Source organism: Ruegeria sp. BG3 (assembly GCF_056538485.1).
Genome location: NZ_JBQFTE010000009.1, coordinates 206,812 through 228,879 on the forward strand (window position 1 = coordinate 206,812; position 22,068 = coordinate 228,879).

Below are 22,068 nucleotides of genomic sequence, written 5' to 3' on the forward strand. Positions count from 1 at the left end.
CGATCAGGCCTCGACTTGCGGCTTCATGTCTGCTGCTTCGATACCCGCAACCGCAACCGGCTTCTTCATCGCGTCACGGCGGAACGGCTCACCCAGTTCCTGGTTGATCATGGCTTCGATCAAGGTAGTGATGCCGTTCTTCTGATCTTCGATCGCCTGGTTCAGCGCAGCTGTCAGTTCGTCCTGCGTACGTGCGACGACGCCTTTCAGGCCACAGGCTTCTGCGATACCGGCGTAAGAAACCTTGGTGTCCAATTCGGTGCCGACGAAGTTGTCGTCGAACCACAGGGTCGAGTTCCGCTTTTCAGCGCCCCACTGATAGTTGCGGAAGACGATCTGGGTCACGGCGGGCCATTCTTCACGGCCGATCGCCGTCAGTTCGGTAACCGCGATACCAAATGCACCGTCGCCCGAGAACCCAACAACGGGCACATCCGGGCAGCCGATCTTGGCGCCGATCACTGACGGCAGACCATAGCCACAGGGGCCGAACAGACCGGGGGCGAGGTATTTACGGCCTTCTTCGAACGAGGGGTAAGCGTTGCCGATGGCGCAGTTGTTACCGATGTCGGACGAGATGATCGCCTCTTTCGGCAGTGCTGATTGAATCGCGCGCCAAGCCATACGCGGGCTCATCCAGTCCGGCTTGGCCGCACGAGCGCGTTCGTTCCAGGTCGTGCCCGGGTCGTCCTGCTCGTGGTCCATTGAGGTCAGTTCCTGCGCCCAACGCGACTTGGTTTCAGCGATTTTCGCCTTACGCGCATCGCGGCCTTCATCGCCCGCAGTGCCTGAAAGCTGTGCCAGGATGCTTGTTGCAACCGTGGCTGCGTCGCCAACGATACCAACGGAGACCTTCTTGGTCAGGCCGATGCGGTCTGGGTTGATGTCGACCTGAATGATTTTCGCGTCAGTCGGCCAGTATTCCATACCGTATCCGGGCAGGGTCGAGAACGGGTTCAGACGGGTGCCAAGGCAGAGAACAACGTCCGCTTCCTTGATCAGTTCCATCGCGGCCTTCGAGCCATTATAGCCCAAGGGGCCGGCAAACAGCGGGTGCGAGCCGGGGAAAGCGTCGTTGTGCTGGTAGCCAACGCACACGGGGGCGTCCAGACGCTCGGCCAGTTCTTTCGACGCTTCGATGCCGCCCGCGGACAGTACCGTGCCAGCACCGTTCAGAATGACCGGGTTCTTGGCATCGGACAGCAGAGCGGCGGCTTCGGTCACGGCAGAGGCGCCGCCCGAAGGCAGTTCGAATTCGACCACGGCAGGCAGTTCGATATCGACGACCTGAGTGAAGAAGTCACGGGGCACGTTGATTTGTGCCGGGGCTGAGGCGCGCTTGGCTTTGGTGATCACGCGGCTAAGAACTTCCGCCATACGCGACGGGTCGCGCACTTCCTCCTGATAGCAGACGCAGTCTGCGAACATCCGCATCTGTTCCATTTCCTGGAAACCGCCCTGGCCCATGGTCTTGTTCGCGGCCTGAGGAGTGACCAGCAGCAGCGGGGTGTGGTTCCAGTAGGCGGTTTTGACGGCGGTAACAAAGTTGGTGATGCCGGGGCCGTTCTGCGCGATCATCATAGACATTTTGCCGGTGGCGCGGGTGTAGCCGTCGGCCATCATCCCGCCCGAGCCTTCATGTGCACAATCCCAGAACGTGATGCCCGCTTTCCCGAAAATATCCGAGATCGGCATCATGGCTGAACCGATGATGCCAAAGGCATGCTCGATTCCGTGCATCTGCAGAACCTTAACAAAGGCTTCTTCCGTGGTCATTTTCATCGGTGGCTCTCCAAAACTGAATGCGTGAATTGGCCGGGGGGGTTCAGCCCGGCCTTTGATACGGTTTTGGCGTATGGGTGCGGACGGCGTTAGGGCCAGATGAGGCGGCGGAATACGTCCAGCCGACGGTTAACTGGCCCGGATTGCATCCGCGATCAGTTTCACCCCGGCCTCGATGCGGTCTGGCGCAATTGAGGAATACCCAAGACGGTAGAAATTCCGAGGCGGCTTTGTTCCCGAAAAGAAGGGCGCGCCGGGTTCGATATGCACCCCTTGCGCCTGCAATGTGGTGGCCAGTTGCGCGGTGTCTATATGCGAAGGGGCCTGCATCCAAATGGACGACCCGCCAAGCACGCCACGCCCTGCGACTTGTAGCGCATGGGTTTGAACGGCTTTGTCCAACGCCTCGCGCCGTTGGGCCAAGGCGTTGGACATGCGCCTGATCTGAGCGTCGTAATGCCCGAGGGACAAGAAATAGGCTGCTGTGCGCTGAACATGCCCCGGAGGATGCCGCAACACCAGCGACCGAAGCGCACGCGCCTCGCGGATGAAGGTCTCGGACCCGACCATGTAGCCCAGTCGCAATCCCGGAAACAGCGATTTCGAGAAGCTACCCACATAGACTACCCGCCCGTCGCGATCCATCGACTTGAGCGCGGGTGAAGGCGCGCCCAGATAGGCCATCTCGAACTCGTAGTCGTCCTCAACGATCATGGCGTTCAACTCGCTCGCGCGTTCCAAAAGGGCGGTTCTGCGGCTGACGGGCATGGTGGCCGTTGTCGGGCTTTGGTGGCTGGGGGTGGTAAAGATAACATCGGTGTCGTCTGGCAAAGCCCCAGGCGGCAGCCCGTCGCCATCCACGCGGATCGGTGCCATGGTGCAATCCGAATGGCTCAGCAGCTCACGCAGAGCGTAATAGCAGGGGTCTTCGATTGCCGCTGTGCGCCCCTTTTTCAAAAGAATGCGCGAGGCCAGCCACAATGCGTTCTGCGCGCCCAGCGTGATCAGGATCTCTTCGGGGCGGGCGGTGATGCCTCGGCGTGGCAGGGTGTGGCGGGCAATGAACTCGACCAGCAGCGGGTCGTCCTGATCTGCGTAGTCAGTCGTGAGGGACTCGAAATCCTTGTGTCCCAGCGCCCGCACCGCACAAAGCCGCCAATTCGCGTGGTCAAACAGTGTCCTGTCGGCCTGCCCGTAGATGAACGGGTATTTGTAGTTGCGCCAGTCCTGAGGTTTGGTCAGCACATTGCCGCCCGAAAACCGCCGGGCCAGCGCGTTGTCCCAGTCGACCGTCTCTTCGCTGCGCGGGACGGGTGTGTATTTCGGAGGGACCGGCGCATTTTCTGATACGTAGTAGCCGGATCGCCCTTTAGCGGTGAGATAGTCATTGGCCAGAAGCTCGGTATAGGCCAGTGTCACCGTAATCCGACTGACGCCCAGATGGGTTGCCAGCTTGCGGGACGAGGGCAGCTTTTCCCCAATGTGGAACCGGCCCGACAGGATGCCTTCGGCGATCATCTGCTGGATTTGCGCCTGCAGAGTCCCCTGTCCGTTCAGCTCAAGAAAGAAAGTGTCAACCGAGATAGCCATGAGCGCTTATAGATTGGACTTAAGGTGGTGGCAATCTGGACTTACATGCCTCGGAGTGAATTTGTGATGCGGCTTGACGAGTAAATTCGAATCACTTAAATAACTAGAAATCTAGTTTAATGGAGATTTCAGATGTGGGAAACCGCTGCAGCAGGATTTTCGGCCATGGGGTCCGAGGCCCGGTTGAAGGTTCTGAAAACACTTGTGAGGGCCGGGCAGGCCGGTCTGACCGTGGGTGAGATCCAGACACGTACCGGCATCGCCCCCTCCACCCTTGCGCATCACCTTCGGTTTCTGGCCGCAGGAGGTGTGGTTGAACAGGAAAAGATCGGGCGCACGACGATCAATCGCGCCTGTTTCAACGAGTTGCGAAACCTGGCGCAGTTTATTCTAAGCGAATGCTGCGCAGACGAAATCGGAAAGGCCGCAAACGATGGCTGAACTATCACAAAATCCGAAAGCATCGGCCAAACTCGCGTTGGATGTGATCAAAACGCCTTGGGCTTTGATCGTCGCGATACTGGCGCTTGTCGCCGTTTTCGATCCGGGAAACTGGGCTGAGGTCGTAACCTTCGCCGCCAAAGCGCTGGCGCATACGGGCCAGTATATCCTTTTCGCAGTCCTTCTGTTGTCCTATCTCAAAGCCACCGGGGCCGAAGTCATGGTGGCGCGCGCTTTTGAAGGACGGGAAACCCGGATGATCTTTCTGGCCGCCGTTTTCGGGGGGCTTGCGCCGTTTTGTTCCTGTGAGGTGATCCCGTTCATCGCCGGGCTTCTGGCACTGGGCGCGCCGCTCTCTGCCGTGATGGCCTTCTGGCTCAGCTCACCACTCATCGATCCGCCGACATTGCTGATCACCGCAGGCGCATTAGGGTGGCCCTTTGCCATCGGCAAGGCCGTTGCAGCAGTCGCTTTGGGTCTGTTCGGCGGGTTCGCAGTGCGTTTTCTGATGCGCAACGGAGCCTTCGTTCAGCCCCTGCGCGAATACAAACCCGCCGGTTGCTGTGGCTGCGGCCCCAAGCTGGATGACAAACCCGTCTGGAAGTTCTGGCAGGAACCCGAACGACGTCAGCGTTTCCGCTCTGAGTTCGTTCATAACGGTATCTTCCTGCTGAAATGGCTTGCTCTGGCCTATGTGCTTGAGGCGCTTCTGGTCAGCTATGTGCCAGCAGACCTGATCGCACGCGTTGTCGGCGGAGAAGGCGTTCTGCCCATCGTCGTTGCCGCGCTGGTCGGAATGCCCGCCTATCTGAACTCCTACGTCGCGCCACCGCTTTTGGCGGGGCTGATGGAGCAAGGCATGACGGCGGGGGCGGCCATGTCCTTCATGGTGGCAGGGGCGGTCAGCTCAATCCCGGCCATGGCTGCGGTTTGGTCACTGGTGAAACCGCGCGTCTTTGCAACCTATTTGACCCTTGGGGTTGGGGGCGCGATTGTCGCCGGGATCCTTTTCCGGATGCTCTGAAAAAGAAAACGCCCGGCGCAGTGCCCGGGCGTTTTCCTCTGGTTCGCTAGGGATCAACCAGCCTCGCAGAACCGAGGCAGTTTGAACCGGTATCGTGCCTCACCGCTTTCCACGTAGACGCGTTTTTCCACGCAGGCGCTGGTGCCCACCGATTGGGAAACCGGCGCCTCAGTCGAGGTGATCGACGTGGCTGTCCCATCCGGCAAACGAACCGAAGCGATGACCCCGTTCTTGAGATCCCCGTTGATCGCTGTGGCCGACAAAACCGGGACGGTCATGAAGGAATGATGCTCATGCTCGCCGTCATCCCCCAGCAGGAACAGGCCGCCGACAATGACCGCCATGACCACAGCAGCAGCCAGACCCAAACCCCAGGTTTTCAGGAAGGCGTAGATCGTAACGGCGCGATGTGGGCCAAAGATGGCAGATAGAATGCTGAGCATGAGAGGTCTCAAGAAAACGCCCCAGCCAGTTTAGACCGGGGCGGGCCAGAAATCAGGGGCGCAGATCGTCTTCATCTTCGTCGTCCCCGCCACCTTTGGGCAGGTTGAAGAAGCTGTCGGCGTCCACGATCGGATCACTGTCTTCCTTGTCGGCTTCCGGCTCTTCAGACAGCGAGAAGGTTTCCAGACCTTCAATCGCGGTCGGGATCTTCGGTGCTGCATCCATTTCCAGCGACTGCTCGGTCGAGACCAGCTTGCGGCGCTCGTCATCGCTCATGACGCCGCCTTCGGCCGCTTTCTTCGCGGCGGCCTTTTGCACCACAGCGTCCAGCTCGGACTGTTTACACAGGCCAAGGGCAACCGGGTCGATGGGCTGCATGTTGGCGATGTTCCAGTGCGTACGCTCGCGGATCGACTGGATGGTCGGCTTGGTGGTGCCAACCAGCTTGGCGATCTGACCGTCGCTAAGCTCGGGGTGGAACTTGACCAGCCATAGGATCGAGTTCGGACGGTCCTGACGCTTGGACAGCGGGGTATAGCGCGGGCCACGGCGCTTTTCCTCGCCCGTTGCCGACGGGTTGAACTTGAGTTTCAGCTTGTGCAGCGGGTTGTTCTGCGCCGCGTCGATCTCTTCCTGCGTCAGCTGGTTGTTGGCAAGAGGGTCGAACCCTTTGACGCCAGCGGCCACATCGCCATCGGCAATGCCCTGCACTTCAAGCTCGTGCATTCCTACGAAATCCGCGATCTGCTTAAAGCTGATCGTGGTGTTGTCCACCAGCCATACGGCTGTTGCCTTGGCCATCAGCGGTTTTGCCATCAGCCCGTCTCCTATACATACATCTGTCCCGTCGCCGGAATTCGGCGGCCCCGGGTTTTGGGGCAGGTTTCCGTTGTCGGGGAACTTGGGGTGTATATAGTCGCCGCGACGCAAGAAGGGAAGAGGCGAATGCGCCAAGGGTTTTTAGCGCTGGTTTTGTGGGCCATAAGCGCAGTCGCCGCGCTGGCCGAGGGCGAAAAGGCTGGTGAGTTCGACTACTACGTTCTGGCGCTGAGCTGGTCTCCGAACTGGTGCGCGCGCGAAGGGGATGCGCGTGGATCAGATCAATGCGACGCCCGGCACGACCACGGTTGGATATTGCACGGGCTCTGGCCGCAGTTCCATCAGGGCTGGCCCTCCTATTGCCGCACGCCCGAGGCCCCGCCGTCGCGCGCGATGACCCGCGCGATGGAGGATATTCAGGGCAGTGCGGGCCTTGCATGGCATCAGTGGAAGAAACACGGCACCTGTTCGGGCCTATCGGCGCGGGGCTATATGGATCTGTCGCGCGAAGCGTATGGTCGCGTGACCCGGCCCGAGGTGTTCCGCCAGCTTGATACCTCGGTCAAACTGCCCGCGTCGATCGTCGAAGAGGCCTTTCTAAAGGCCAACCCTAAGCTCGAGCGCGACATGATCACCATCACCTGCAAACAGGGCTATATCGAAGAGGTCCGCCTGTGCCTGTCCCGCGACCTTGATCCCGTGCCCTGTGGCCGCGATGTCATCCGGGACTGCACGGCCAAGGACGCCCTGTTCGACCCGATTCGCTAGAGCTTTTTATTCTGACAATCTCGCGCGTATTCCAGCGCCTTGGCGGTGCCTTTGAGGTCGATGGCCATCACCACCTCGCCCGCCGGGTTGTAAACGGTCATCGTCTTGTTCTGAGCAATCGCGGTGACGAAATTCCTGTCAGTGAAAAAGACGGTCGCGCCGGGGACGTCACGCTCGTTGAAGCCAATGGCGGTGGCGTCATAGCTTTTGCCGTCCAGAGCAAATCGGATCGGATAAGATTTGCCCTGTTCGATTTCGCCCCAGGCCTTGTTGTAGACGGCGAAATACCCGCGATTGCCTAGCGCGTCATAACCGATCCGCACGACCGAGAGGTCCTGATACACCGTCTGGATCAAGCACCCATTGCCCAACGCGGGGTCCATCATGATGTTCCAGCCGTCGACAAAGCCTTTGTCGATCAGTTGCTGAGAAAACGCTGCAGTGGCTGTAAAGGCGGCAAGTGCGAGGGCAAAAAGGCGTTTCATAACAGTTCCCAAAATCAAACGGATAAGGTCATAGCCATAGTACACGCCGCGTGCGGCAGGCAAAGGCCATTCTTGACTGATGGCACCACGAAAGAAGACCTATGTGCATGGCTGAACCCGGCTATGCCTCGCTGGGTAGGCGCTTGAAACTCAGCTGTGGAACAATAGTTTTCGTCCCATAGAACAAGGAGCGAGCTATGCCGCAACATCCAAGAACGTTCTCTCACATCGGATTGTCCGTCCCAAACGTTGACGAGGCTGTAAAGTTCTACTCCGAAGTCCTTGGTTTCTACGTGATCATGCCGCCGACTGATGTGGTGGAGGATGACTCGGATATTGGTATCATGTGCACTGATGTGTTTGGTCCGGAATGGAAAAAACTACGTATTGCGCATCTCGCGACTGCTGATCGCATCGGGTTCGAGCTTTTCGAGTTTGACGGAAATTATGTACCGGAAAACAATATCGACTTTCGCCAGAATGGGACGTTCCATTTTTGCGTCCAAGACCCGGATGTCGAAGGCCTGGTAGAAAAAATCGTTGCAGCGGGTGGCAAACAACGTATGCCGATTCGATACTATTATCCCGGAGAGAAACCCTACCGAATGGTCTATGTCGAAGACCCCTTTGGTATTGTCTTCGAGATTTATAGCCATTCCTACGAATTGACCTACTCGTCGGGCGCTTACTCCTGAAAAACGAGGCAGAGTCTCATGTGCAACCGGAAGGGGTGAAAGCGTTCCGGTTGCTGTCATATCGCTATACTCAGAGCTCTTTTCGGGCTCTCAGTGCTGCTGTAATCGTTCCGTCATCCAGATAGTCCAGCTCTCCCCCAATCGGCACACCTTGCGCTAGTGAGGTCAGGCGGACCTGCCCCTCCAACTGATCGGCGATGTAGTGCGCTGTGGTCTGGCCGTCGACGGTGGCGTTCAGGGCCAGAATGATCTCGGTGACGCCTTCGGCCACTACACGGTCCTTGAGGCGGGGAATCCGCAACTCGTCCGGGCCGACGCCGTCCAGCGCCGACAGCGTGCCGCCCAACACGTGATAGCGGCCTTTGAACACGCCGGCACGCTCCATCGCCCAGAGGTCGGCGACGTCCTCGACCACGCACAGTTCTCCGGTCGCGCGGGCCTCATCGTTGCAGATGTCACAGATGTCGGTAGTGCCCACATTGCCGCAATTCAGGCACTCGCGGGCGGTGATGGCGACCTGCTGCATCACGTCGGACAGGGGCGTTAGCAGCAGGGAGCGCTTCCGGATCAGGTGCAGCACCGCGCGGCGAGCCGAGCGGGGGCCGAGGCCGGGAAGCTTGGCCATCAGGTCGATCAGATTGTCGATGTCGCTGTTGGAACTCACGGCCTGTCCTGTCTGGCGCCGGAGGGAGCCTCCGGCGGGAGTATTATTGAAAAGATGGAGATCAGAACGGCAGCTTGATGTCTGCGGGCAGGCCCATGCTTTCGGTCAGTTTGGCCATCTCGGCCTGCGAGCGCTCGGCGGCTTTGGTCTGAGCGTCCTTGATGGCGGCCAGGATCAGGTCCTCGACCACTTCCTTGTCGTCGCCATTGAAGATCGACGGGTCGATATCCAGGCCCTTCAGCTCTCCTTTGGCGGTTGCGGTTGCCTTGACCAGCCCTGCGCCGGATTCGCCAACAACCATCAGGTTGTTCAGCTCTTCCTGCATCTCCGTCATCTTGGTCTGAAGATCCTGCGCGGATTTCATCATCTTGGCCATATCGCCCAGGCCGCCTAATCCTTTGAGCATTTTGCTTCTCCTGTAAGTCCGGTTTGTGCCTAGATACGGGGGTCACCGTGGTGACACAAGAGCAGAGCGCGCTCCCGCCCGTCGTCAAGGTCTTTGGCAAGACCTTTCCTCCCGTTGGGCCCGGCAGCGCTCGGGCAAAGCCCGAGCGCTGCCGGGCCCAAGGCCGCTCAGGGTGAGCGGCTTTAGCCGATTGCCCGTAGCGGGCGCGGGAGGGTTTTGCTTTGTATAGAGGTCAGTCTTCTTCGAAAGGATCCCATTCATCTTCGACCTCGGGCAGAGCTTCGGTCTCGACTTGGGCGGCTCGTTGTTCTGGTGTTTCGATCCGGGTGATTTTGGCCTTGGGGAAATTCGCCAGAACGGCCTGAACAAGCGGATGTGCCGTGGCCTCTTCTTTCAGCGCCAGTTCGGCCTTGTCGCGGATTTCGGCGATCGTCGGAGCGTCGCCATCCGATACAATGGACACCGCCCATCTGTTGCCAGTCCAACGTTGCAAGGCCGATCCCAGCCGTGGTGCAAGATCGGTCGGGGCTTGCGCTGAAGGGGTGAACTCGATCCGTCCCGGCTGGTAAGAGACCAGCCGCACGCCGTTTTCGACCTCGACCAGAAGTTTGACGTCTCGGTTGTTCCGGATCAGCTCGACCACATGTTCGAAACTCGGGTATCGCGCCAATGCGGTCTGCGTGTCTTGCGCCAAAGCGGCGACTGGAGCGCCGCCGGACCTGCGTGGCGCAGGGGCGTAGCTTGTAGCGGCGCGGGCTTCAACCGGGGCCGCGCCGTTGCTTTGGATTGGCATCCCGCCGCCTGGGCCGCCGTTGGGGGGCGGAGGCGTATCCTGCAGCCGTTTGATCAACTCTTCCGGGCTGGGTAAGTCGGCCACGTGAGTCAGGCGGATCACAGCCATTTCGGCAGCCATCATGGCGTTGGGGGCGGCTGAAACTTCCTCAAGCGCTTTCAACAGCATCTGCCACATCCGAGTCAGTACCCGCATGGGGAGGGCCTCAGCCATCTGCTGGCCCCGGGCGCGTTCATCCGGGGAAACTGTAGGGTCTTCGGCTGCGTCCGGAGTGATCTTTACAACAGAGACCCAATGAGTGATTTCGGCCAGATCACGCAGCACGGCCAGTGGATCAGCCCCTTCGGCGTATTGGCCACCAAGCTCGGTCAGCGCCCCAGCTGCATCGCCCCGCAGGATCATGTCCATGAGATCCAGAACCCGGCCACGATCCGCCAGGCCCAGCATCGCGCGTACTTGATCTGCCGTCGTCTCTCCGGCCCCGTGCGAGATCGCCTGATCCAGCAATGAGGTCGCGTCGCGAGCAGATCCCTCGGCAGCACGGGTGATCAGCGCCAGCGCATCCTCGGCAATCTCTGCGCTCTCAGCTGAGGCGATCTTGCGCAACAGGCCGATCATGTCCTCGGGTTCGATCCGGCGAAGGTCGAAGCGTTGGCAGCGCGACAGAACCGTGACGGGAACCTTGCGAATTTCGGTTGTGGCGAAGATGAACTTCACATGCGCCGGCGGCTCCTCGAGCGTCTTGAGCAGCGCGTTGAAGGCGCTGGTCGACAGCATGTGGACCTCATCGATGATGTAGATCTTGTAGCGGGCCGAGGCTGCACGGTAGCGGACACTGTCGATAATCTCGCGAATATCATTGACGCCGGTGCGGCTGGCGGCGTCCATCTCCATCACGTCGACATGGCGACCTTCCATGATGGCAACGCAATGCTCACATTGACCGCAAGGCTCGGTCGTGGGTCCGCCAGTTCCGTCCGGTCCGATACAGTTCATGCCTTTCGCAATGATCCGCGCGGTCGTGGTTTTACCGGTTCCGCGAATGCCTGTCATGACAAAGGCTTGCGCGATGCGGTCCGCTTCGAACGCGTTTTTCAGCGTGCGGACCATCGCATCCTGGCCCACCAGATCGGCAAAGGTTTCCGGGCGATATTTGCGGGCGAGAACCTGATAGGCGGGGCTGTCTGAGTCGGTCATGTCTGCTCTGGCGGATTCGGGACGTCACCGCAGCGTAGAGGCCCGCGCCGCCCGCGTCCACATGAGTTAAAGAACGATTTTGTTTTGGAAACTGGCGCGTCAGGGGTACACTCTGCGGATTGTGAATCAAGCCTAGAGCGTTTCAGGTTTGACTTGAGACACGAATACCCTGCCACGCCTGCGGCGTTCTCGGGACATTCGTGTCGCAGAGTGATTCAGACAAAACCCGAAACGCTTTAAAGTCAGGATCAACGCTTCCGGGGGGATGCTGTCATGACGAATTTGGTCATTCATGCTTTGCAAGTGGGCGGGGGCACACTTGCCCTGACGTCGATGCCGGGAAAGGGCGGCGACTATGCAGGCGACCTTGAAACGATCGGAGATTGGAGGCCGGGCCTTGTGCTGTCGATGACAACCGAGGCTGAGCTGGTCCAGTTCGGAGCCCGCGATTTTGGCCGCGATGTTCAGGGTCGCGCCAGCCGCTGGGTGCACCTGCCGATTCAGGATTTCGGCGTGCCACCGTCAGAAGTTGATGCGCAATGGCCCGATGTTAGTGCCGCGGCGCGGCAGGCTTTGTCTGGCGGAGGGCGCGTGCTTGTCCATTGTCAGGGCGGATGTGGTCGCTCTGGCATGGTGGTGCTGAGGTTGATGATCGAATGCGGCGAGGCTCCAACCCAAGCGCTGGATCGGTTGCGCAAGCTACGCCCCTGCGCAGTCGAAACCGATGCGCAGAAGCACTGGGCCATCTTGCCCGCCCGAGTTTTGGCAGACTCCTAAGCCGACAGTTGCAGTTCCGCCGGGGCCGGTTTGCGCGGCGCAATCACTGATGCCTCGAGCATGGCGCAGGGCAGGGAAGTCATGGCTGCGCTAGGCAGGCTGCTCGTGTCGGTACCGAACATCAGGTCAGCATAGAGATCGAGGGTCTCGCTGTCGGCATCAGGGTCCGCTCCGCAATAGACCCGCACCTGAGACTGGCTGGCTCGAAACCGGGCGTGGCAGCCGTCCGAGCAATGGGTCAGATCGCTACTGCCTTCGATTTCGAAATCCGATGTGGTCGCCGGACCGGCTTGTTCCAGCGCGTCAACCATCGAACGCGCCAGCCGTGCCAGTGCGGGGCAAGTCTTGCCCGTATGTTGGCAGATGGTTGCTGAGAACCTATGAGTCTTCGTCTTCCAGATCATCCTGCGCCCTCCGCGCGGTGGACAGGGGCTGGGATCAGGTGGGCAGATATGGTCTGTCACGGCCTGCCCGGACACCCCGCCCGAGTTTGGGTTATGTTGACGATGGCAGGTCTCCTGACTTGCGGGTCATTGCTTTGCCGACCTTCCCGGCCTTTCGGCCAGTGGCTCTTCGACATCGCTCACCGCTTACAGTTGCGGGGGCAGTCGCGGATTTGGTTCGTCCCGAGCAAGCCGGGGAAAACCGCACCGTGTTCCCTTTTCATCCCGACCTCTTGTGAAAGCCGGGAACCATCGCACCATCGCTAGCGTTCATAACCATTCTGAGTCAAGTTGAACTTTCTGCGTTGCGGAAAGCCGATCCGCGAAGTGGACGCGTGGTCAAGCGGGATCGCAGTTGACTTGCATGGGCTGTCTGGGGTCAAGTTGCAATATGAACTCATCAGTTCAGTTTTCCGCCGAGGATACCCATGTTGGATTCAAACCAAACAGTGCTGATCGAAGATGTTCAGATCCCGGTGGGGGATGGCGCCCTGTCCGGGCGGATTTACCGGCCCGTGGCGCAGCCCGAAACCGTGGTGGTGGTCAACAGCGCGACAGGGGTTCCGCGCGACTACTACAAGCATTTCGCACAGTGGTTGGCGTCGGATCGGGATATCGCCTGTCTGATCTATGACTACCGGGAATTCGGTCATTCGAAATCGGGGCCACAGCGTCGGTCGAAGATCTCGATGGCGGATTGGGCGTTGCAGGACATGCCCGCCGCGCGGGCCGAGATGCGCCGACGGTTCCCGCTGGCGCAGCAATGGTCAGTTGGTCATTCGCTTGGAGGGATGCTGGGGCCAGTGCAGCCGGATATCGACAAGATTGATCGCATGATCTGCGTCTGTTCTGGCCTTGTGAAATTGGGCGATCATCCTTGGCCGTACCGCGCTCTGGCCGGGTTGTTCTGGTATGGGCATGTGCCTCTGGTCGTGAGCGGCCTGGGGTATTTGCCGGGCAAGGCACTTGGGTTTGGAACAGACCTACCGCCTAAGGTCTATTGGCAATGGCGCAAATGGTGCACCGCGCCGCAAAGCTATCTGCCCGAGATCGGAGACACACTGCCGCAAGCTACGTGGCAGGATGCTGACGTTCCCGTCGACCTGTTTGCCTTCACCGACGATGAGATGGTCCCAGAAGCTGCCGTTTGGCGGTTGGCTGAACTTTACGGGCCGAAGGCACGCCGTCACCTTTTGTCACCAGAAGAGTTTGGCGTTCCGGAAATCGGCCATATCGGTGTGTTTGCCCGCCGCAATGCGGCGCTCTGGCCCCGATTGATCGCTTGATGGGGGACGCCGGCGGACCGGCGCTCCTGTTTCAATCGCCGCGCCGCGCGGATTTTCCGTGCATCGCGGACCGGACCATTTTGCCGAAAGCCTTGTCGCGCGCCCGCGCCTCGGCCACGGTCTCAGAGTTGCGCTGATCCTCGCGCCTCAGTTTGCGCCAGCGGTCCAGCCGATCTGCATCCAGCGTGCCGGCCTCAATTGCCGCCTGCACAGCGCAGCCGGGTTCGGCCTCATGCTGGCAATCCGAGAACCGGCAGGTGTGGGCCAGTTCCAGAATGTCCGAGAAGACTTCGTCCACCCCATCCTGCGCATCGAGCAGGCGCAGGGCGCGCATGCCGGGGGTGTCGACCAGCCAACCGCCGTTTCGCATCGGGCGTAAGGCGCGAGACGTCGTGGTATGACGGCCTCGTGCGTCATCCTCGCGGATTGCGGCTGTTGCCTGATCCTGACCGGTCATTCCGTTGGCGAGCGTTGTTTTACCAACCCCGGATGACCCGACCAAAGCTGCTGTCTGACCCGCCGGACACCATGCCAGAACCTGTTGCAGGTCTGACGCGTCATGCGCGTTGACCGTCAGGACTGTCAGAAACGGGGCCAACGCTTCGGCCTGTTTGGCATAGGCTGCGGGGTCCGAGCAGCTATCCGCTTTGGTCAGGACCACGACAGGATAGCACCCGGCCTGATGCGCCAGCGCCAGATACCGTTCGAGCCGGGGCACATTGAAATCCGCATTGCACGAGCTGACGATGAACAGCACGTCAACATTGGCGGCGATCAACTGTGCCTCGGCCCCGGTTCCAGCGGCACGGCGTCGCAACAGGCTGCGCCGGTCAAGCAGATGCCGAACCCGGTTTTGGTCATCGGCCAGCACCCAATCTCCAACCGCAAAATCGCCGGTAGAGTGACCAGGGGCCAATAGAGACATTTCACCGGTCTCGTTCATCCCGACCAGACGGTCCCTGTGAACACCGGTAATACGAAAAGGTGTAAGCTGCGCGTGCGCCGCGTGTTGTGCAGCAAAGTGAGAGGACCATCCCAGGTCCGAAAGAGTAAAAGACATTGGTTTGCCTGTGTTCAGATAAAGCAATCCCATCGGATGGCAGACGCGCATCCGTTGGTGATGTGTTCAGGCAATCGGAGAGTTGGGTTTAGAACCGATCTGCCCGAAGGGTGTTTGCTACAATCATAAAGCCCTCCTGCGGCTGATGGTTTCTATAAAGTGAGAGGTTGGACATCGACCCAAGCGGGGCTCGTTGTGGCTGCTTCCTTCCGGACCTGACCAGGTTGGCGAGGCGCTCGCCCGCGCCAACCTCTCAGGGCCTGATATAGGGAAGCGATGTGAAAATGACAACCCGTCACAAGGTCAGTCGTATACTTTCAAAGCCTTCAGCATCGGGCCCCAGTAATTCGGGGGAGTATTCGCCTAGCTCAGGCAAATACTTCAATGCTCCGCCGCCAGTTTTGAGGAGCGTGCGCGCGCCATTCATCGGAGCGAAGGAGAACGGGTATGGAGCCCGATCCAGAGGGTCTGCGGGCAGGCGATCTGACAGGTAGTCCCGCAATATCCCTTTGATATCTCTGGACGGCAGCGGAATGGTCCGTGCCTTTCCGACGAAAGGGAAATGCCCACCACCGCTGGCGCGGTAGTTGTTGAGGGCGACGACAAAACTCTGGTCATCGCGGAGTGTTTGTCCGTCAAAGCTCAGGTCGCGGATGCGCCGGGCGGTTGGATCGGTCAAGGTGCCGTTGCTGTCGAACCGCGCCGGGTTGGACAGGTCAATTTGATAGGTCACGCCAAACATGACGTCAAAATTATGCCCTGCCCGGCGGGAATCCGTTAGCTCGGCCTGGGTGTCTGGGTGGATCTGGTTGAAAACACCAGCCGACATCTCAAGCCAGTCCCGCAATTGCGCGCCGGTGATTTCGACGGCCCGCAACTCGTTGGGAAAGACATGCAGGTCAGCGACGTGACGCAGGCAAATCTCGCCCACAGGCACGTCTGTGTAGTTCCTCGGCCCGGCGCGACCGCCGAATTTGTAAGGGGACATTGCAGACAGAAGCGGTAGGTCGGCGAAAGCGGTGCCGTGCAGAAACGGGCGCAAACCCGCCGCTTGCGCCGCCGCCACCAGGGCGAGGCCTCGATCCGGCGCGCAGAAGCTGAAATAGCTGTGCAGGCTCTGCTTGGTCTGGCTGACAGGTTCGGCCATTCTCTTGCGCGTGGCCAGATGAGCAGGCTTGAGCAGGTCGCTCAGGTTGGTGTCTTCAACCTCACCGGCTGTGGCGACAAGGCTGCAGTGGCGATCCGTGATCTGCCAGCGCCCCTCGGGCGTTTTGGTCATATGCAGGTCTATGACCCCCAGATAAGACCCGGCAGACCCGGCCATGACCACAGGTGTGCCGTGGACCAGACCGGTTTCGGCATCAACACCGTCAAGCCCGTGATGCCCCGCGCCGGGGAGTGTCAGATGCGTGTGACCAGCAACAATCGCGTCTATGCCCTCAATCTCGGCGAGGGGAATCACCGCATTCTCAAGCCCCGGCTGAGCGACCGATTGCTCCAACCCTGAATGCGCCAGCGCGACGACCAGATCGCAGCCTTGCGCGCCCAATGCCTCAGCTGCTCTTCGGGCGGCGGTCAGGGCGTCCTCGGCAATGAACGTGTCTTTCAGGTGATGCGCCTCCCACATCGTGGTTTGAGGCGGAAGCACTGACAATACGCCGATTCGGATCGTTTCTTCCTGCGCAATGGACCGGGTTAGAACGACACTGCGCAGCCAGGGCTGCCGGTTGTCCATGTGGGTCAAATTGCTGCAAATCACGGGGCAAGGGGCTTGGTCTATGACGCGTTCAAGCACATCCAGCCCGAACCCGAAATCATGATTGCCCAAGCCGATCGCGTCATATTCTAGTGCTTTGAAGGCCTGCATCATCGGGTGCAGGCCATCGTTTTCCATCGCCCAGTCCCCAATCGGCGTCCCTTGCAGCGCGTCGCCATTGTCGAACAGAAGGGTCAAGGCACCCTTGGCCTGTTTGCGGGCGTTTCGGATCGCCGACGCCGTACGCGTCAGCCCGATGGTCGGGTCTGCTTTGTCCGCATAATAGTCGAACCCTGTCAGGGTCATATGCAGATCTGTGGTTGCCAGAATGCGGATATGCGTTCCTGCGTCCTGCGCGTCTTTCATGCGCGGGGAAATTGCGTTCACGTTTGGTTGTCTACTTTTGGGCTATGAGAGTTAAGAAATTTTACCAAGAGGACAAATAAGTGAAAAATCCGAGGCGGTCATGCGGTGTTTCGGTGGCACCTGTCGATATGCCGCAGTAGTGAATTGACATTGCAACACCTGCGCGGACATGGCAGCCCTAGGCGCAAACACCCGAGGGGACCCCAATGAAAAACGCAGAGACCGTGACATTCGGCAGCTCAGGCCTTGAGCGTGCGGCCCATCTGCGTGGGGATGCGGACAAGCTGACGGAAGCGGCTCAAGATCCAAAGGCCCGTTGCTTGTTGCTGTGGCGTGGAAAAGTGCTGGTGCAGGGCGAGGCCCTGGATCGGTTGGGTCTGGTCAACATGGCGCATCCTCTGGTCGCGAATGGCCCAGGTGGCGTGGTTGAGGCTCCGATCCTGCTTGGCTGTTCCGATGAAGGGGCGGCGGTGTTTGCTGCCGATATCTCTGAATGGCAGGCCGAGGGGCTGGATCTGTCGAGCTTGGGCAATTTCATCGACCCGTCCGAGCAACAGCATCCCGATCTGCCTGAGGGCCATGTGTTTGCCGAGCTGCGTCGGATCATGACGCGCCTATCCGCCCGCGATGCCGAGCTTGCGGCGACAGCCAAGGCGGTTATCGGCTGGCACGAGACGCACCGCTTCTGTGCCCGCTGCGGCGCGCCAAGCGACGTATCGCAAGCCGGATGGCAGCGCAGTTGCCCGGCTTGTGGCGGCCAACACTTCCCACGCACCGACCCGGTTGTGATCATGTTGATCACCCATGGCGACAGCGTGCTGATGGGGCGCTCGCCGGGATGGCCTGAGGGCATGTTCTCGTTGCTGGCAGGCTTCGTCGAGCCGGGCGAGACACTCGAATCTGCAGTGCGGCGCGAGGTGATGGAGGAGGCGGGCGTTCCCGTGGGTGCCGTGTCCTATCTGTCAAGCCAGCCCTGGCCGTTTCCGGCGTCGCTGATGTTCGGCTGTGCCGGCGAAGCTTTGTCTCGGGACATCCAGATCGACCCGGTTGAGATCGAAGAGGCAATGTGGGTCAGCAAATCCGAGATGATGCAGGCCTTCGCGGGGGAGCACCCGCGCCTGCTGCCCGCTCGCAAGGGGGCGATTGCGCATTTCCTGCTTCAGAACTGGCTTGCAGATACGCTGGACTAAAGAAACACTAAACGGAAAGAACGAGCAGCAAAGGCCCACATGCAGTTTTCAGCGCGCGAAGATATCGAGGCTCCCATCCACTCGGTTTTTGACATGGTTGCCGATTTCGATCGGTTCGAACGCATGGCGATGCGCCGTGGCGTTGACGTGCGCCGTACCACTGGTGGGGTCGCACCCTCCGCAGGCATGGCGTGGGAGACCGAGTTCAAGCTGCGCGGCAAACCCCGCAAGATGTCCGTACTGCTGACCGATTGCGACCACCCCTCGCAAATGCGATTCGAGGCGACGGGCAAGGGCATGACCGGGGTTACGGTGGTTGACTTTATGGCCCTGTCTCAGCGTCGGACCCGCTTGAGTGTGGACCTGTCACTCAGCGCCAAGTCCCTGCCGGCGCGGTTGCTGCTGCAGTCGATGAAGCTGGGCCAAGCGCGGTTTCGCAAACGCTTTCAAATGCGCCTTGCGGAATTCGCCCGAGAACTGGAGCAGCGCCACAGGCATGGCGCTTAAACTCACATTTACCTGAAGCGCGGGCCTAGCCGCGTGGCTGGGCTGCCGGGTAGACGCCAAGTATTTCCACATTGGTGGTGAAATGCTCAAGCTCGTCCATGGCCAGTTGCACGTTCCGGTCTTCCGGATGCCCGACAATATCGGCATAGAACTGGGTCGCGGTGAACGAGCCATCGACCATGTAGCTTTCCAACTTGGTCATGTTGATCCCATTTGTCGCAAACCCACCCATCGCCTTATAGAGCGCCGCAGGAATGTTGCGGACCTGAAAGACAAAGCTGGTGATCATGCCATGCTCGCCCCGACGCGACAGGTCAGCCTTGGGTGACATGACCAGAAAACGCGTGGTGTTGTCGCCATGATCCTCGATATGACGGGCGAGGACGTTCAGACCGTAGATCTCTCCGGCCAGTTCGCTGGCCAGAGCGGCGGAATGGATTTCACCCGCCTCGGATACCTCACGCGCGGCGCGGGCGTTGTCGGGGCTGACCCGCCCATGAATACCGTGCTGGCGCAGGAAGCCTGCGCATTGGGGCAGCAGCACCAGATGGGAATGCGCCTCGGTGATGTCGTCCAGCGTCGCGCCGGGTACGGCCAGCAGGTTGATGTGAACGCGCACGAAGGCCTCATCAATGATCTGCAGGCCACTATGCGGCAACAGGCGGTGGATATCGGCCACCCGCCCATAGGTCGTGTTTTCGACCGGCAACATCGCCAGATCAGCCACGCCGGACCGAACTGATTCGATCACATCCTCGAAAGTACGGCACGGCAGCGCCTCCATTTCCGGGCGCGCGTTGCGGCAGGCCTCGTGGCTGTAGGCGCCGGGTTCGCCTTGAAAGGCAATGCGTTTGGTCATTTGGTCGGTCCCGTGCAACAAGTTACAAAATTGGGCGTTTCGTCGCGGTGTCTATACCTTGCCTCTCGCAAGGGGAAGCCTTAGACACCTTTTCAGACAGCTGAAATGGACTAGCGATCAATGTTCGACACGATGACAGTTACCAAGGCCGCTGCGGGCCTGTTTGGCACGTTCCTTGTGCTGCTTCTTGCCAAATGGGGTGGTGACATCCTGTACCATTCGCATGGGGGCCATGGGGATGCACAGGCTGCCTACATCATCGAGACCGAAAGCTCGGGTGAAAGCGCCGATGGCGAAGAGGTGGTCTTTGAAGACCTGCTGGCCGCCGCGGACCCTGAAAAGGGCGCCAGAGTTTTCCGCAAATGTACTGCGTGCCACAAGTTGGAAGACGGTGCGAACGGCACCGGACCCTACCTATACGGCATTGTAGACCGGCCCGTTGCGTCGGCCAAAGGCTTCACCGGCTATTCGGCGGCGATGCAGGCGCATGGTGGCAACTGGACCCCCGAAGCGCTTGATGCCTTCGTTGAAAGACCCAACGCATATATCGCGGGTACATCCATGAGCTTTGCCGGCCTGAAAAAGCCTCAAGAACGCGCTGACCTGATTGCCTATCTGCAAACCATCGGCAACTGATTGCCATCACGTTTGTGAAAAAACCCAAAGCCGCTGCCTTGTGCAGCGGCTTTTTTTATGTCGAAAATCTTCACAAAGCGTTCACGCATTCTAAACTTGAATCAGCCAGGACTGGCGATTTAGCTGGCGGAACAAACATAGATGACGACAACAATCCAGAGGATGAGCCATATGAAACCCCTCCTGCCTGCTGCGCGCGACATGAGTATTCGGCATTGGGGGGTGGTCTTAGGGTTGGTCGCCGTAGCGCTCGGATCAGCCGAGGTCGCCCAAGCAAATGATGAAAACGTTACAACCAGTCATGGGTACTCCTATTTTGGAAATCTGGACTACCCGGCGGACTATCCGCATCTGAATTACGTCAATCCCGACGCTCCCAAGGGCGGTGAGATGTCACTGGCAGCCTCTGGAACCTTTGACTCGCTGAATCCTTACTCACGAAAGGGTCGGAGTGGAGCGTTAACCACAATCCAATATGACCGCCTGTTTGAAAGCGCGGATGACAGCGTCGGTCAGTACTACGGTGTTCTGGCGGAAAGCCTCGAGTACGACGAAGGGCGCAACTACGTCATTTTCAACTTGCGCCCTGAGGCCATATTCTGGGATGGAACACCGGTCACGGCTGAAGACGTTGTTTACAGCCACCGTTTGTTTATCGAGCAGGGCCTGCCGTCTTACGCGCAGGCCGTCGGGCGTATGGTCACCGGGGCTGAGGCGCTGGATGATCACACCGTGAGGTTCACTTTCAACCCAGAAGTTACACGCCGTAGCTTGATCGAAACCGTAGGATCGACGCCCGTTTTCTCGAAAGCATGGTTTGAAGCCGACGAGTCGCGTCGTCTGGATGAACCTCGGCTGGAAGTGGCGGTCGGTTCGGGTCCATACAAGCTGGACAGTTATGACATCAACCGCCGTATCGTCTACAAGCGCCGCGACGACTATTGGGGCAAAGACCTGCCATTCAACGTAGGCCGCAACAACTTTGACACTATTCGCGTCGAATATTTTGCTGACCAGACTGCCGCTTTCGAAGGTTTCAAGGCGGGCGAATATACGATGCGGATCGAGAGCGATCCCAAGCTCTGGGCGACAAGTTATGACTTCCCCAAGCTGACAGAAGGTTCGGTTGTGCGTGACGAAATCAAGGATGGCAGCCCGCCGACACCGTCTGGTTTTGTGTTCAATCTCGGCAAGCCCCAATTCGCAGATAAGAACGTCCGCAAAGCGTTGGCTCTGGCATTCAACTTTGAATGGGCAAACGAATCCTTGTTGTTTGGATTGAATTCACCTCGCAACTCTTTTGTGCAAGGCACACCGCTTGAAGCGCAGGGCACCCCAGCGGGCCCAGAGCTGGCCTTCTTGGAAACGCTTGGCGATGTCGTCCCAGCCGATTTTATATCCGAGGATGTCGTCGTTGCGCATGAATCCAACCCGGCGCGCCTGAACGACCGGCGCAACCTGCGCAAAGCGTCGAAGATGTTGGACGAGGCGGGTTGGCCCGTGGGCGAAGGCAACGTGCGTCGCAATGCCGAAGGGCAGACGCTGAAGGTGAATATCCCATACCCTTCGAACTTGCCGACATCGACGGCGACGATGATCGAAACCTATGTTCAGAATCTTCAGGCACTGGGTGTAGATGCATCTGCGGAAAAGGTTGATCCGGCACAATACACATTGCGTAGCCGAGAGCGCGACTACGACATGGTCTATTCCACGCGGTATGGGTCGTTCCTGTCGACCGGAGGCGGATTGAGCCAGATGTATGGGTCCGAAGAGGCAGCCTTTAGCCTGTTCAATCCCGCTGGCCTGGCAAGCCCGTTGGTCGACGCGATTATTGAAGCGTCTTTTGAAACCGACAATCAGGCTGATCAGGACGCGGCACTTATGGCTTTGGACCGTGCCCTGAGATATGAGTTTTTCGTGATCCCCGTGGGATACATCGCGGACTACTGGACAGCCTATTACGACATGTACGAATACCCTGAGAACCTGCCGCCCTATTCGTTAGGTCATTTGGACCTTTGGTGGATCAACCCCGAGAAAGAAGCCGATTTGAAGGCAAAAGGCGCGCTGCGGTAAA

At 59.4% G+C, this 22,068-nt stretch carries 22 protein-coding genes, 1 other RNA gene and 1 riboswitch; of the genes, 10 read left to right on the top strand and 13 right to left on the bottom strand.

Annotation, left to right across the window (positions count from 1 at the left end; all coding sequences use genetic code 11):
- Positions 1 to 3: 3 nt before the first annotated feature.
- Both xsc and pdxR read right to left on the bottom strand, forming a co-directional pair.
- The gene (xsc, locus tag ACR0AI_RS15555) at positions 4 to 1,782 is read right to left on the bottom strand and encodes a sulfoacetaldehyde acetyltransferase (protein ID WP_425083548.1); all 1,779 of its coding nucleotides are present in this window, start codon (positions 1,780 to 1,782) and stop codon (positions 4 to 6) included.
- 129 nt (positions 1,783 to 1,911) lie between these two features.
- Positions 1,912 to 3,372: a MocR-like pyridoxine biosynthesis transcription factor PdxR gene (gene pdxR / locus ACR0AI_RS15560; RefSeq protein ID WP_480675147.1), complete on the bottom strand. Its 1,461-nt coding sequence runs from the start codon at positions 3,370 to 3,372 to the stop codon at positions 1,912 to 1,914.
- A 132-nt stretch (positions 3,373 to 3,504) separates the two neighbouring features.
- Between pdxR and ACR0AI_RS15565 the strand changes: the two genes are divergently transcribed.
- Both ACR0AI_RS15565 and ACR0AI_RS15570 read left to right on the top strand, forming a co-directional pair.
- Positions 3,505 to 3,813 (top strand): ArsR/SmtB family transcription factor, encoded by a 309-nt coding sequence (locus tag ACR0AI_RS15565; protein WP_480675145.1) that lies wholly within the window; start codon positions 3,505 to 3,507, stop codon positions 3,811 to 3,813.
- Positions 3,806 to 4,837: a permease gene (locus ACR0AI_RS15570; protein WP_480675143.1), complete on the top strand. Its 1,032-nt coding sequence runs from the start codon at positions 3,806 to 3,808 to the stop codon at positions 4,835 to 4,837. The genes ACR0AI_RS15565 and ACR0AI_RS15570 overlap by 8 nt, the downstream gene beginning before the upstream one ends.
- A 53-nt stretch (positions 4,838 to 4,890) precedes the next feature.
- On the opposite strand, the gene ACR0AI_RS15575 is transcribed toward ACR0AI_RS15570, so the two are convergent.
- Positions 4,891 to 5,280 carry a hypothetical protein gene (locus tag ACR0AI_RS15575; protein ID WP_480675141.1) on the bottom strand — a complete coding sequence of 130 codons (390 nt, stop codon included), beginning with the start codon at positions 5,278 to 5,280 and terminating at the stop codon, positions 4,891 to 4,893.
- Positions 5,281 to 5,332: 52 nt separating this feature from the next.
- A complete protein-coding gene (locus tag ACR0AI_RS15580) occupies positions 5,333 to 6,097 on the bottom strand; it encodes a DUF1013 domain-containing protein (protein WP_480675139.1) in 765 nt (254 codons plus the stop codon).
- Positions 6,098 to 6,226: 129 nt separating this feature from the next.
- Between ACR0AI_RS15580 and ACR0AI_RS15585 the strand changes: the two genes are divergently transcribed.
- Positions 6,227 to 6,868 (top strand): ribonuclease T2 family protein, encoded by a 642-nt coding sequence (locus tag ACR0AI_RS15585; protein WP_480675137.1) that lies wholly within the window; start codon positions 6,227 to 6,229, stop codon positions 6,866 to 6,868.
- Here ACR0AI_RS15585 and ACR0AI_RS15590 read toward each other — a convergent pair.
- Complete coding sequence (locus ACR0AI_RS15590; protein ID WP_480675135.1) at positions 6,865 to 7,353, bottom strand: hypothetical protein; 489 nt, start codon at positions 7,351 to 7,353, stop codon at positions 6,865 to 6,867. The two genes, ACR0AI_RS15585 and ACR0AI_RS15590, sit on opposite strands and share 4 nt — an antisense overlap.
- A gap of 197 nt (positions 7,354 to 7,550) precedes the next feature.
- Between ACR0AI_RS15590 and ACR0AI_RS15595 the strand changes: the two genes are divergently transcribed.
- Positions 7,551 to 8,048 (top strand): lactoylglutathione lyase family protein, encoded by a 498-nt coding sequence (locus ACR0AI_RS15595; RefSeq protein WP_480675133.1) that lies wholly within the window; start codon positions 7,551 to 7,553, stop codon positions 8,046 to 8,048.
- A 70-nt stretch (positions 8,049 to 8,118) separates the two neighbouring features.
- On the opposite strand, the gene recR is transcribed toward ACR0AI_RS15595, so the two are convergent.
- The 3 genes from recR to ACR0AI_RS15610 form a co-directional block, all read right to left on the bottom strand.
- Positions 8,119 to 8,712, bottom strand: a complete 594-nt coding sequence (recR, locus tag ACR0AI_RS15600; protein WP_170552512.1) for a recombination mediator RecR — start codon at positions 8,710 to 8,712, stop codon at positions 8,119 to 8,121.
- A 61-nt stretch (positions 8,713 to 8,773) separates the two neighbouring features.
- Positions 8,774 to 9,118, bottom strand: a complete 345-nt coding sequence (locus tag ACR0AI_RS15605; protein ID WP_170328851.1) for a YbaB/EbfC family nucleoid-associated protein — start codon at positions 9,116 to 9,118, stop codon at positions 8,774 to 8,776.
- A gap of 232 nt (positions 9,119 to 9,350) precedes the next feature.
- Positions 9,351 to 11,108 (bottom strand): DNA polymerase III subunit gamma/tau, encoded by a 1,758-nt coding sequence (locus ACR0AI_RS15610; RefSeq protein ID WP_480675131.1) that lies wholly within the window; start codon positions 11,106 to 11,108, stop codon positions 9,351 to 9,353.
- A 273-nt stretch (positions 11,109 to 11,381) separates the two neighbouring features.
- Between ACR0AI_RS15610 and ACR0AI_RS15615 the strand changes: the two genes are divergently transcribed.
- Positions 11,382 to 11,885 carry a phosphatase domain-containing protein gene (locus tag ACR0AI_RS15615; RefSeq protein WP_170638343.1) on the top strand — a complete coding sequence of 168 codons (504 nt, stop codon included), beginning with the start codon at positions 11,382 to 11,384 and terminating at the stop codon, positions 11,883 to 11,885.
- Here the strand turns inward: ACR0AI_RS15615 and ACR0AI_RS15620 are convergent.
- Entirely contained in the window at positions 11,882 to 12,289 is a 408-nt protein-coding gene (locus ACR0AI_RS15620; protein WP_170638345.1) for a hypothetical protein, read from the bottom strand. The genes ACR0AI_RS15615 and ACR0AI_RS15620 overlap by 4 nt on opposite strands.
- An 86-nt stretch (positions 12,290 to 12,375) precedes the next feature.
- A riboswitch (cobalamin riboswitch) is annotated at positions 12,376 to 12,597 on the bottom strand.
- 159 nt (positions 12,598 to 12,756) lie between these two features.
- On the opposite strand from ACR0AI_RS15620, the gene ACR0AI_RS15625 reads away from it, so the two are divergent.
- Complete coding sequence (locus ACR0AI_RS15625) at positions 12,757 to 13,614, top strand: alpha/beta hydrolase family protein (protein WP_480675128.1); 858 nt, start codon at positions 12,757 to 12,759, stop codon at positions 13,612 to 13,614.
- Positions 13,615 to 13,645: 31 nt separating this feature from the next.
- Here the strand turns inward: ACR0AI_RS15625 and rsgA are convergent, their stop codons facing one another.
- The 3 genes from rsgA to ACR0AI_RS15640 all read right to left on the bottom strand — a co-directional run bounded on the left by rsgA (position 13,646) and on the right by ACR0AI_RS15640 (position 16,817).
- Positions 13,646 to 14,674 carry a ribosome small subunit-dependent GTPase A gene (gene rsgA, locus ACR0AI_RS15630; RefSeq protein WP_480675126.1) on the bottom strand — a complete coding sequence of 343 codons (1,029 nt, stop codon included), beginning with the start codon at positions 14,672 to 14,674 and terminating at the stop codon, positions 13,646 to 13,648.
- Between the two features lie 157 nt (positions 14,675 to 14,831).
- An RNA gene (gene ffs, locus ACR0AI_RS15635) (signal recognition particle sRNA small type) lies at positions 14,832 to 14,930 on the bottom strand.
- A 39-nt stretch (positions 14,931 to 14,969) separates the two neighbouring features.
- On the bottom strand, positions 14,970 to 16,817 hold the full coding sequence (locus ACR0AI_RS15640; protein ID WP_480701389.1) for a bifunctional 2',3'-cyclic-nucleotide 2'-phosphodiesterase/3'-nucleotidase: 1,848 nt from the start codon (positions 16,815 to 16,817) through the stop codon (positions 14,970 to 14,972).
- A gap of 185 nt (positions 16,818 to 17,002) precedes the next feature.
- Between ACR0AI_RS15640 and nudC the strand changes: the two genes are divergently transcribed.
- A complete protein-coding gene (gene nudC, locus ACR0AI_RS15645) occupies positions 17,003 to 17,986 on the top strand; it encodes an NAD(+) diphosphatase (RefSeq protein WP_480675122.1) in 984 nt (327 codons plus the stop codon).
- A 39-nt stretch (positions 17,987 to 18,025) separates the two neighbouring features.
- The gene (locus ACR0AI_RS15650) at positions 18,026 to 18,493 is read left to right on the top strand and encodes an SRPBCC family protein (RefSeq protein ID WP_170661512.1); all 468 of its coding nucleotides are present in this window, start codon (positions 18,026 to 18,028) and stop codon (positions 18,491 to 18,493) included.
- Positions 18,494 to 18,518: 25 nt separating this feature from the next.
- Here the strand turns inward: ACR0AI_RS15650 and ACR0AI_RS15655 are convergent, their stop codons facing one another.
- Positions 18,519 to 19,352, bottom strand: a complete 834-nt coding sequence (locus tag ACR0AI_RS15655) for a prephenate dehydratase (protein WP_480675120.1) — start codon at positions 19,350 to 19,352, stop codon at positions 18,519 to 18,521.
- Between the two features lie 120 nt (positions 19,353 to 19,472).
- Here ACR0AI_RS15655 and ACR0AI_RS15660 point away from each other — a divergent pair, with 120 nt between their 5' ends.
- Together ACR0AI_RS15660 and ACR0AI_RS15665 are read left to right on the top strand one after the other, a co-directional pair.
- On the top strand, positions 19,473 to 19,988 hold the full coding sequence (locus tag ACR0AI_RS15660; protein ID WP_170375430.1) for a c-type cytochrome: 516 nt from the start codon (positions 19,473 to 19,475) through the stop codon (positions 19,986 to 19,988).
- 171 nt (positions 19,989 to 20,159) lie between these two features.
- On the top strand, positions 20,160 to 22,067 hold the full coding sequence (locus tag ACR0AI_RS15665) for an extracellular solute-binding protein (protein ID WP_480675118.1): 1,908 nt from the start codon (positions 20,160 to 20,162) through the stop codon (positions 22,065 to 22,067).
- Position 22,068 lies beyond the last annotated feature (1 nt).